The organism is Synechococcus sp. Tobar12-5m-g, from assembly GCF_024345415.1.
In the GTDB taxonomy this organism is placed as follows: Bacteria; Cyanobacteriota; Cyanobacteriia; order PCC-6307; family Cyanobiaceae; genus Regnicoccus.
The window spans coordinates 85,224-94,911 of record NZ_JAGQBB010000012.1 but is presented as its reverse complement, the minus strand read 5'-3'; the positions used below and the strand labels follow the sequence as shown (position 1 = coordinate 94,911).

Here is a 9,688-nt window from a genome sequence, read left to right as displayed (position 1 = left end):
CAAGAAGCGAGTCGATGTCTACGAGAAGGCCCGTCGGGCCAATCCAACTCGGTGGAGCCGAAGCACCCGCTGCTGGCGTCAACCCGAAGAAGTGTGGATCAACAAGCCACCAGAAGAGCCCGAACCGTTCCTCGCGCTAGCCTTGGTCCAGGCCGCCTGAGTGGCAGCCAAGGAGTGACACCTTCCCTGAAAGTCACCGGGGCCAGCAGGCCAAGGGTTGCCAGGCCAACTAAGCTGGCATCAAGCGCCGGTTCAAGCTGGTGGAGTCGTTGGCTTGTCGTATGCCTTGTTGACTGGATTCACCTGTGGCCCTGCGGATCTGGGCCAGACCAATGCAGATGTGATCACTTCTAAACGTACCCCAGGACCTGATCCGTAGGGTTGCCGGCTGGATCAACCCCTCCGATTTTCCTGAGATTCTCATGATGGTCTCAGGACCCTTCAGGCTCCAAGTCTGAATCATCCGGGCCGAATGGGGGCACGGGGTTCTCTGGGTTGCTCCATGACGGGGCCGCCTCCAGCCGCACCTGGCTCGATCCAGGTAGGAAAGACACCGCCTCTGTGCTGGAGGTGTTCAACGGTCAGGACCAGCCGAACGGGGGCGAGCCGTGAGCCGAAGTAGATCCGAAAGCGAATCCACCTGCTCCACCATCACCGAGAGGCCGTCGCCGGGGTCGCTGCCGGGGGGGCAACGGGCCGCCTGATCAAGCGCCAGGGCTTCCAGGTGCACCAGACCCAGCTGGTCCTGGGGTCGAAGCCAGCGCAGGAACAGCCCCTCCCAGCGCTCGCCGCGGTGCTGCTCGAACCACACCTGCTGCCAATGGCGCTGGTCTTCGCGGCAGATCTGGATGCCTTCGCGCACCACAGTCTCCAAGGCGCTCAGCAGCTCCGAGAGGGCCGGGCCATCGAGGGCCACAGCGCCGCCGCCCTGGGCGGCCAGCTGGCGCTGCACCAGCAGATCGCCGTAGCGACGGATCGGAGAGGTGGCCTGCACATAGGCCGGCAGCCCGAGGCTGAAATGGGGGGACGCGGCCACCCCACTGGTCCCCCGGCTGAGGCAGCGGCGCAGGGCGGCATGGCGCACCGGTCCGGGCGGCAGGGCATCCAGTTCCGCGGCAGGCGGGAGTTCGCTGGCGGGCTGGCCGCGGTAGGGCAGGGCCAGCCCGTGGCGGATGCCATGCTCGGCCACCACGGCACCATTGAGTATCATTGCTTCGGCCACCAGGGCCCGGGCCGCCGAGGGTTCGGTGACCTCCAACTCCGCCGCCTCGTCCCGGCAGCGGATCCGCCCCTCCGGTTGGTCCATCTGCAGGGCCCCCTGGCGCTCCCGCCAGCGGCGCCGTCGCTGCAGCAGCTCGTGCAGCCGGGCCAGGTCGGCGTCCTGGGGAGGGGCCAGCTCAATCAGCTCATCGCCATCGCCGTAGGTGAGCCGGTAGGTGGGGCGCACCCAGCTGCGCTGGATCGAGGCGTCCAGCACTGCCCCCTCCGGATCCAGCTCCACGGCGGTGCTCCAGGCCGCGCAACGCCGTCCCTGGCGCAAGCTGAACGGTCCTGCCGCCAGGCGGATCGGAAACATCGGCACCACCCGATCGGCAAGGTAAAGGCTGGAGCCCCGTTGTCGCGCTTCGAGGTCGAGGGGGGAGTCGGCCGCGATCAGCCGCCCGGGATCGGCGATGTGGATCCAGATCCGCTCCCTCCCATCGGCGCTGGTCTCCAGGGAAAGGGCGTCGTCGATCTCGCTGGTGTCCGCGTCATCAAGGCTGTAGGTACGCAGGCCGCTGAGATCGAGGCGATCCGCATCGCCCGGCCAGGGCTGGTCAGCGCTGGCCACCAGCCGCTCCGCCTCCGCCAGCAGCTCTTCGCTGAAGCCCTGCTCCCAGACGCTGCGGCGCAGGGACGGCAGGGCATGAAGCTGCCAGAGGCCCAGATCCACCAGCAGATGGCGGATCGGACCAGCCTCCGGCGCGCACTGGGCCTGCTGCAGGCCGCGGCGCAGCTCAAGGGGGATGGTCGCGTCGCTGGCGCCGCTAGCCACCGCCAGCAAGAGCTCCAGCTGCTCCCGCTGGAGCGGGGCCAGGGCCTCAGGGTCCAAGGGTTGGCGCGCCCGCAACAGGGCAAACCAGGCCTCGCGCCGTTGATCGGCGAGGCGGGCCTGCCGCCGCTCCCGCCGCAGCTGGCGCAGGTCCCGCAGGGAGCGGGGCTGCACCTGGCCGTTGCGCCAGCGGAAAAATATCTGTTCGGGCTGCTGCAACTGCAGCCAGCAGGCCGCCCGGGCCGTTGGGGTGTCGGCGTTGGCGATCAGGGCCACGAACTCCTCGAGGTCGCAGGCGGCTTCGCCGATCAGCAGCCAGGCGGCACCGAGATCCCGGACCGTGGGGCGCTGGGCGAGCAGCTCAGTCTCCACCAGCCGCCAGGGGGTTTCGCCCAGGCGGCTTGCCGGCGCCTCGGATCCCCGCGATCGGGCGATCCGATCGAGTTGGCGCAGGGGAAGCTGCTGGGCACGCCCATCCCAACCCACCCGCAGGGCGGCCCTGGAGCCGCTGAGGCTCTCAACCAAGGCCAGCTCCGGACCCTTGGGGCCGATCAGCCCCACCAGGTCGCCCGGTTGGAGGGACAAGGCGGAACTCAGCCTTCCGGATTCACGAAGGGCAGCAACGCCAGGATGCGGGCCCGCTTCACCGAATTGGTGAGATCACGCTGTTGCTTGGCGGTGAGGCCGGTCAGACGGCGGGGCAGGATCTTGCCGCGCTCGGTGATGAATTTCTTGAGTAGATCGACGTCCTTGTAGTCGATCGGGTCGCCGGGCTTGATCGGCGAAAGACGCTTCTTGAAAAAGGAGCTGGACATGGAAGACAGAAACGGCAGGGTTTAGAAGAAGGGAACGGCAACGAGAGCCTGGAGATCAGGGGAGCCAGGGACCGCAGCGCAGTCCGGGGCTCACTTGATTTCCTTGTGGATCGTGCTTTTGTTGCAGTGGGGACAGAACTTCTTCAACTCAAGCCGCTCGGTGGTGTTGCGGCGGTTCTTCTGGGAGGTGTAACGGGACACCCCGGGGGACCGCTTGGCGGGATTGGACCGGCATTCCGTGCACTCGAGGGTGATCACGAGCCGGACGCCCTTGTTCTTGGCCATGGAAGGACGTGCTCCGCTGGTGCGAGGCGAACTGACAACGGTCGATCTTACCGTCCGGTCCGCCCCGATTCCCTCCTTAGGATCACTGGACCTACGACGATCAAAGAACGATGCGGGTCTCGCTCCAATGGCTCAGGGAGCTGGTGGCCTGCGACACGCCGGTGGCCGAGTTGGCCGAGCGGCTCTCGATCGCCGGGTTCGAGGTGGAGGCGATCGAGGATCTCGCCGCCAATGCCACCGGGGTGGTGGTGGGTCTGGTCACCGACCGCCAGCCCCATCCCAACGCCGACAAGCTGAGCGTCTGCCGCGTCGAGGTCGGCGCTGAGGCCCCGTTGCAGATCGTGTGCGGCGCCGCCAACGTGCGGGTGGGCCTCCATGTGCCGGTGGCCCTGGTGGGAACCCACCTGCCGGCCGTTGATCTCACGATCAAGCCCGCCGAGCTGCGGGGGGTGGCCAGCAGCGGCATGATCTGCTCCCTCCAGGAGCTGGGGCTCGCCGCTGGCTCCGCCGGCATCGCCGTGCTCGATGAACTGCTGGAGCAGGTCCCCCCCCTCGGCGCGGCCGTCGCTGCGGCCCTCGGCCTGGATGATCAGGTGCTGGAGCTGGCCATCACCGCCAACCGCCCCGATGGCCTCTCGATGCAGGGCATCGCCCGGGAAGTGGCCGCCCTCACCGGAGCCCCTCTCCAGCTCGCCAGCAGTCCAACGCCGATCGCCGCCCAGCCCCTGGCCGTGGGGGCAGCCGATCGGGCGGCGATCGAGGAGGGGGGGCTGTTCAGCCTCACAGCCCTGGGGGGGGTGCGGGTGGCACCGTCGCCGCCCTGGCTGCAGCGCCGCCTGGAGCGCGCCGGCCTTCGGCCGATCAACAACGTCGTCGACATCACCAACCTGGTGATGCTGGAAACCGGCCAACCTCTCCATGCCTTCGACGCCGACCGCCTGGCGGGCCTCGATCCGGCCGGAAGCACCGGCGCCGAGGCCCAAGCGCAGCGGATCGGTCTGCGCGGTGCCACCGCCGCGGAACCGTTCACCGGCCTCGATGGCGCTCACCACGCCTTGAGCCCAGAAGCACTGGTGGTGACCTATGCCGACCAAGCCGTGGCCCTGGCCGGGGTGATGGGTGGGGCGAACGCGGCCGTCCAGGAGGAAACCACCAACATCTGGCTGGAGGCGGCGGTCTTCGCCCCCCAGGCCGTGCGGCGCAGCGCCCGCAGTGTCGGGCTGCGCACCGACGCCAGCCTTCGCTTCGAAAAGGGATTGCCGCGCCAGGTGACCCTGGCTGCGGCGGATCGGGCCGCCGCGTTGCTGCAGGAGCTCGCCGGCGCCCAGCTGGCCGGCCGCTGGTTGCATCAGCGGCCCCCTGAGCCGCAGCCACCGCTCTGGCTGCGGCGCGACGCCCTGCACCAACTGCTCGGTCCGGTGCTCGTGGATGGCCAGGAACAAGACCTCGACGACGCTCGCATCCACCAGACCCTCGAATCCCTGGGTTGCCTGTTGGAGACAGAGGAGGACGGCTGGACCGTGACGGTGCCCCCCTCGCGGGCCATGGACCTGCGGCGGGAAGTGGATCTGATCGAAGAGGTGGCCCGCCTGGTGGGCTACGACCACTTCGCCAGCCACCTGCCTGACCCGATTCGCCCCGGCGGCCTGGAGCCCGCCCAACGGGCCGAGCGTCGCCTGCGCCAGGCCCTCTGTCAGGCGGGGCTGCAGGAACTCTGCACCCTGTCCCTGGTGTCCCTGGTCCCCGGCGAGTCGGCGCTGGCCACGGCGCCGCGGGTGCCCCTGGCCAATCCCCTGCTGGCTGATACCAGCCACCTGCGCGACAGCCTGATCGAGGAACTGCTGCAGGCGGCCCGGCGCAACCTCCAGGCCTCCCGCCAAGGGTTCTGGGGCTTCGAAATCGGCAGCGTCTTCGACCTTGACCCGGATTCCACCGTTCCGCAGGAGCACTTTGAGCTGGCCGGTGTGATCTGCGGCGAGCGTCGCGCCGCGCTCTGGAGCAACGGCGGCAAGCCGCGGCATCCGGATTACTTCGAAGCCCGCGGCGTGCTGCAGGTGGCCCTCGCCAGCCTGGCCATCCCCTGCGAAGACCGCCCCCTCACCAGCCACGGGCTGCTCCATCCGGGCCGGGCGGCGGAGTTGTTGGTGGAGGGGCGAGCGGTGGGCTGGTTCGGCCAGCTCCATCCCGCCCGGGCCGAACGCCTCGATCTGCCGGAGGCCACCTTCCTCTTTCAGGCTCCCCTGGCGCCGCTGCTCTCCGCCGCCACCCGCCGCAACCGCTGGCAGCCGAGCTTCACGGTGTTCCCCACGGTGCCGGCCTCGGAGCGGGACCTGGCCCTGGTGGTGCCGAGCGGGACCATGGCGGCGGAGCTGCTGGCCACGATCCGCAAGGCAGGCAAGCCCCTGCTGGAGTCGGCGGAGCTGATCGATCGCTATGAAGGCGACCAGATTGCCGCCGGAGCCGTCAGCCAGGCCTTCCGGCTGCGCTACAGGGATCCCCGCCGCACCCTCACGGAATCGGAGGTGGAGCAATGCCACGCCACGATCCGCGCCGCCCTCGATCGCCAATTTGGTGCCCAGCTGAGGAGCTGATCAGGAGCGGAACAGAAGCTGAACCCGGCGCCTCATGTCTTCTCCAGGACGGCCAGAGCCTCGACGTGGCTGGTCTGGGGAAAGAAATCGAGCGGTTGCACGCAGACAAGCCGCAGCGAACCATCGGCGCAGAGGCGGGCGAGATCCCGAGCCAGGCTGGCCGGGTTGCAGCTGAGATAGGCCAGGCGTTGGGGGGGGGTGGCCAGAATCGCGTCGCAGACGGTCGCCGGCAGACCCTTGCGCGGTGGATCGAGAAGCAGGGCGTCGGCGTGGCGCAGGGCCTCAGGCAGCGCGATCGCCACATCGGCCGCCTCCAGCTCCACCCCGCCCAGGCCATTGAAGCTGGCGTTGATCCTGGCCTGGGCGACGCTGCCGGCGTGCTGCTCGAGGCCGAGCACCTGGGCACCCGCTGCCGCCAGGGGCAAGGTGAAGGTGCCGATGCCGCAGAAGGCATCGACAATCCTGACCGCGGCCGAGGGCTGCAACGCCGAGCTCAGCAGTGGCAGAAGCTGCTCGGCCTGGGGGGTGTTGACCTGGAAGAAGGTGTCAGGGCCAATCTGGTACTGGAGTCCACCGAACCGCTCGATCAACCAGGGCCTGCCGGCGATGCAGGTGGTGGACGGTCCCATCAGGGTGTTGCTCGGCCGACTCTGAAGGTTCAGGCACACCCCCACGAGCTCGGGCCAGCGCTCCATCCAGATCTCGGCCTGCAGCTGAAGGTCAGGCAGGTCATCATGGCTGCTGATCAGGGTGAGCAGCAGCTCGCCGGTGTGATGGCCCAGCCGCAGGGCCAGGTGGCGCAGGCCGCCGCCCTCCCGCAGATTCACATCCACCGGCCAGTCGCTGACCTCGAGGTCGTGCTTGAGGGGAGCGATCAGGCGGTCGATGCGGGGATCCAGCACCGGGCAGCGGTTCATGTTCACGATCCGGTGGCTGCCGCTGCGGTAGAAGCCCGCCCGCAGCCGTCCCTCAGCGGTGCGCTCCAGGGGGATGACGGCGCGGTTCCGGTAGCCCAGGGGCGAGGCGGCGGCCAGGATCGGCTCGACTGCCAGCTGCAAGCCGCCGATCCGCCGCAGGGTTTCCTGGAGCAGGTCCTGTTTCCAGGTCGCCTGAGCCGGGTCTTTGAGATGCTGGACGCTGCAGCCGCCACATGTGCCGGCCAGGATGCAGGGGGGCTTGCGGCGATCCGGGGAGCTGGAATGGCGCTCGATCAGCTCCGCCACCAGGTGGCGCTGGCCCTGGTGGCACACCCTTACCCTCACCTCCTCCCCGGGCAGGGCATCGGGGACAAAGACCACCAGCTCGCTGGCCCCGGGGCCAGGCCCCCCAGAGCCGGGGCCAAGCAAACGCGCCACGCCGTGGCCCTCATGGTTCAGGCCAGTGACCCGGAGCTCCAGTTCGCTGCCGACGGCTGGCATGGACGACCCCATTCGCAACGCTCACCAGACCAGGAGGGCGCCCACGACCCTAGATGCAAAGGGCCGTTACACATGGCAGGCCCCGGTGGGCTTTCGGCTCGGGCCTCGATAGGATCGGGCGGTGCATGGTGGACGGAATGAGCGTTGTCCGGGATCTGATCCTGCAAGCCGATGATCAGCTCCGCTACCCCAGTGGCGGTGAATTGCGCGTCATGGCGCAGTTTCTCTCCGGTGGCAGCCAGCGCATCAGCATTGCCCGCGCCCTCAGCGAGAACGAACGCAAGATCGTCGATGAATCGGCGCGCCAGTTGTTCGCCAGCAAGCCAGAGTACGTGGCCCAGGGAGGTAACGCCTACGGCCAGCGGCAGAGGGCCCAGTGCCTGCGTGATTTCAGCTGGTACCTGAGGCTGGTCACCTACGGCGTGATGGCTGGCAGCACCGAGAAGATCCAGGAGATCGGCCTGGTGGGAGCGCGGGAGATGTACAACAGCCTTGGCGTGCCCATGGCCGGCATGGTCGAGGCCATGCGCTGCCTGAAGGAAGCCTCCCTGGTGCTGCTGGGCTCCAGCGATGCCGCCGTCGCTTCCCCCTATTTCGACTTTCTGATCCAGGGCATGCAGACCTCGGCCTGACCCCTGCCCAAGGCCAGCCCGGACTCTGCACCGGCCCAGCCTGGAACTGGTTGATCGTCTTGCATGTCCAGCCTGAAACAGAATCCTGGACCAGCCGGTTGTCTTGCCTAAGAAGCGTGAGCCAAGCTGGACGGGACTGACGTTCCTCTGAACGGGTGGAGTTCGGCTGTTGTGTCGGCTGTATCGGCTGTGTTCATTGCCAGAGCCTGGACGCCAGGATCGGTCAAAGTAATCTCGCTGATCGCAGATGAGATGCAAACCGGGTCTCGGGTCTGGTCTTTTTTGGGGATAACGAGTCCTATTCGGATCTCAGGCCAGGTCTGAAATCAGGACTCGAACGCCAAGCCTGAGCGGATGGGTGGTCAGGCGCGATGGTGGCTGGCGATCGGGCCCTTGGCTGAGGAACCCGGCCGGCCAGTCCGACCGGGCAGCAGACCTCGCAAGGGAGAATCGATTGAGATCGATGAATGGCGTTGATTCCAGGGGACGCGGGCTTCCCTTTGATCGGTCGGTCTGGCGTGAATCTTCGCGAAAAGACTTCTTTCCATCCCCGTCCACAGGTGGATCGATTCAGCAGATCTCTTGCGTACCTGCTCCATAGGCAGGTACGCAGCCTTGGCAGGCTCTGTATTTGCATGGAATCTCAGCGTTGTCCAGAGCACTGGACAACAGCGCAAGGCGGCAATGGACCAGCCAAGGCGGTGGAACGTCGCGTCTCTGGGTCCGCCCGGCCCCGTGGCTTGATGCAGCGCTTCACGGCGCCACGGTGGAATCAGTTGGTGCATAGGCCATCTCAGCTGAGACACTGAATAGGTCTTGTTACATGTCTGAGAAGAGATAGACGAGATACTTAGGTGGTCTTCCGGTACAGCTCCTTGAGGAGCTGGTAGGCCTCGTTCAATCGACGCATCGCATCGGCGCTGCCGCCGGCATCGGGATGGTGATTGAGGGCCTGGTCGCGGTAGGCCTCCCGGATCTGGTCGAGGGTGAACCGTTGGCCGTCCTCGGTGGGAAGCTGCAACTGGCGCAGGGCTCCATGCAGGGTCATGGTGTGCTCCAGGGTCTGGAAGGAGGTGCCGCGCTGACGGCGGCGGAAGCGGTGCACGAAGCGGCGGATCAGCGTGGGAATGCGCACCGTGAGCGTTTCGGTGCTGAACGGGTCTTCCAGCAACCCCGCCGCCACGATCACCCGCTCGAAGCTGGGTTCTGCCGCCCGCCAGCTGGGAATGACCCCCAGGATCCACCGCTCCGCCAGCGTCCAGGTGAACGGACCTCCATCGGACTGATCCGACTGGGGCCAGATCTCCTGGGCCAACCAGACCATCGCCGCTTCCAGCACCGCCGCATTCGCTTCCGTGCCGTAGAGGTTGCGCCAATGCTGTCCCGCAGCCTGGAGGGCTTGGTCCAGATCGATCGGGCCAAGTCTGGGCAGGGGCTCCCGATCCTTCTCGGCGGCCGGCGGCGGGTTGATGCTCTGGCGCAGCCGCTCCGACTTCTGGCGCACGAAGCCGGGCAGCTCAATCCCAAGGCTTCGGCGACGTTGGTTGGCGCTGGGTCTGGAATCGATCACGGGCATCGGGTCCAGTGGTGTGCGGAGTTCCAGCGGACCTCCTGCCTCGCCGCTGGCCTCGTCGTCGAACACCAGCTCGGCCTGGTGGCAGTTGGCGACCAGCACCAGGGCACCCCGCTCGTTCAACCCGTGGGGCTCGCCGCTGCCGTCCGTAGCGTCCTCCTCCAGGTCCTCATCACTGCTGAGCACGTGGTTGAGCAACCGCTCCAGGACATCGCCACGACCGCGATAGCCCCACTCCTTGCGGAAGCGATCGATCTGCTCCAGCCGCTCGATCGGCAGGTCGATGCTGAACCGCTTGCGCCTCTGGTTCTCTGGTTCAGCCACCACTGCTCACCGACGACC

At 67.6% G+C, this 9,688-nt stretch carries 7 protein-coding genes; 2 read left to right on the top strand and 5 right to left on the bottom strand.

Going from position 1 to position 9,688, the window contains the following annotated elements; all coding sequences use genetic code 11:
* Positions 1 to 574 precede the first annotated feature (574 nt).
* From KBY66_RS09355 to rpmG, 3 genes are all read right to left on the bottom strand, one after another.
* A complete protein-coding gene (locus KBY66_RS09355; protein ID WP_255089034.1) occupies positions 575 to 2,617 on the bottom strand; it encodes a ribonuclease catalytic domain-containing protein in 2,043 nt (680 codons plus the stop codon).
* A gap of 8 nt (positions 2,618 to 2,625) precedes the next feature.
* Positions 2,626 to 2,847, bottom strand: coding sequence for a 30S ribosomal protein S18 (gene rpsR / locus KBY66_RS09350; RefSeq protein WP_255089033.1), 222 nt, complete (start codon positions 2,845 to 2,847; stop codon positions 2,626 to 2,628).
* 90 nt (positions 2,848 to 2,937) lie between these two features.
* The gene (gene rpmG, locus KBY66_RS09345) at positions 2,938 to 3,132 is read right to left on the bottom strand and encodes a 50S ribosomal protein L33 (RefSeq protein WP_255089032.1); all 195 of its coding nucleotides are present in this window, start codon (positions 3,130 to 3,132) and stop codon (positions 2,938 to 2,940) included.
* Between the two features lie 110 nt (positions 3,133 to 3,242).
* Here rpmG and pheT point away from each other — a divergent pair, with 110 nt between their 5' ends.
* Positions 3,243 to 5,723, top strand: a complete 2,481-nt coding sequence (gene pheT / locus KBY66_RS09340; RefSeq protein WP_255089031.1) for a phenylalanine--tRNA ligase subunit beta — start codon at positions 3,243 to 3,245, stop codon at positions 5,721 to 5,723.
* Positions 5,724 to 5,755: 32 nt separating this feature from the next.
* On the opposite strand, the gene rlmD is transcribed toward pheT, so the two are convergent.
* Positions 5,756 to 7,141, bottom strand: coding sequence for a 23S rRNA (uracil(1939)-C(5))-methyltransferase RlmD (gene rlmD, locus KBY66_RS09335; RefSeq protein ID WP_255089030.1), 1,386 nt, complete (start codon positions 7,139 to 7,141; stop codon positions 5,756 to 5,758).
* 137 nt (positions 7,142 to 7,278) lie between these two features.
* On the opposite strand from rlmD, the gene KBY66_RS09330 reads away from it, so the two are divergent.
* The gene (locus KBY66_RS09330) at positions 7,279 to 7,773 is read left to right on the top strand and encodes an allophycocyanin subunit alpha-B (RefSeq protein WP_255089029.1); all 495 of its coding nucleotides are present in this window, start codon (positions 7,279 to 7,281) and stop codon (positions 7,771 to 7,773) included.
* A gap of 850 nt (positions 7,774 to 8,623) precedes the next feature.
* On the opposite strand, the gene KBY66_RS09325 is transcribed toward KBY66_RS09330, so the two are convergent.
* Positions 8,624 to 9,670, bottom strand: a complete 1,047-nt coding sequence (locus KBY66_RS09325) for a DnaJ domain-containing protein (RefSeq protein WP_255089028.1) — start codon at positions 9,668 to 9,670, stop codon at positions 8,624 to 8,626.
* Between the last annotated feature and the right edge of the window lie 18 nt (positions 9,671 to 9,688).

Excerpts from the sequence above, each read along its gene's own strand:
- rpsR (WP_255089033.1), bottom strand. The coding sequence starts at position 2,847 with ATGTCCAGCTCCTTTTTCAAGAAGCGTCTTTCGCCGATCAAGCCCGGC.
- rpmG (WP_255089032.1), bottom strand. The coding sequence starts at position 3,132 with ATGGCCAAGAACAAGGGCGTCCGGCTCGTGATCACCCTCGAGTGCACG.
- pheT (WP_255089031.1), top strand. The coding sequence starts at position 3,243 with ATGCGGGTCTCGCTCCAATGGCTCAGGGAGCTGGTGGCCTGCGACACG.
- rlmD (WP_255089030.1), bottom strand. The coding sequence starts at position 7,141 with ATGCCAGCCGTCGGCAGCGAACTGGAGCTCCGGGTCACTGGCCTGAAC.
- KBY66_RS09330 (WP_255089029.1), top strand. The coding sequence starts at position 7,279 with ATGAGCGTTGTCCGGGATCTGATCCTGCAAGCCGATGATCAGCTCCGC.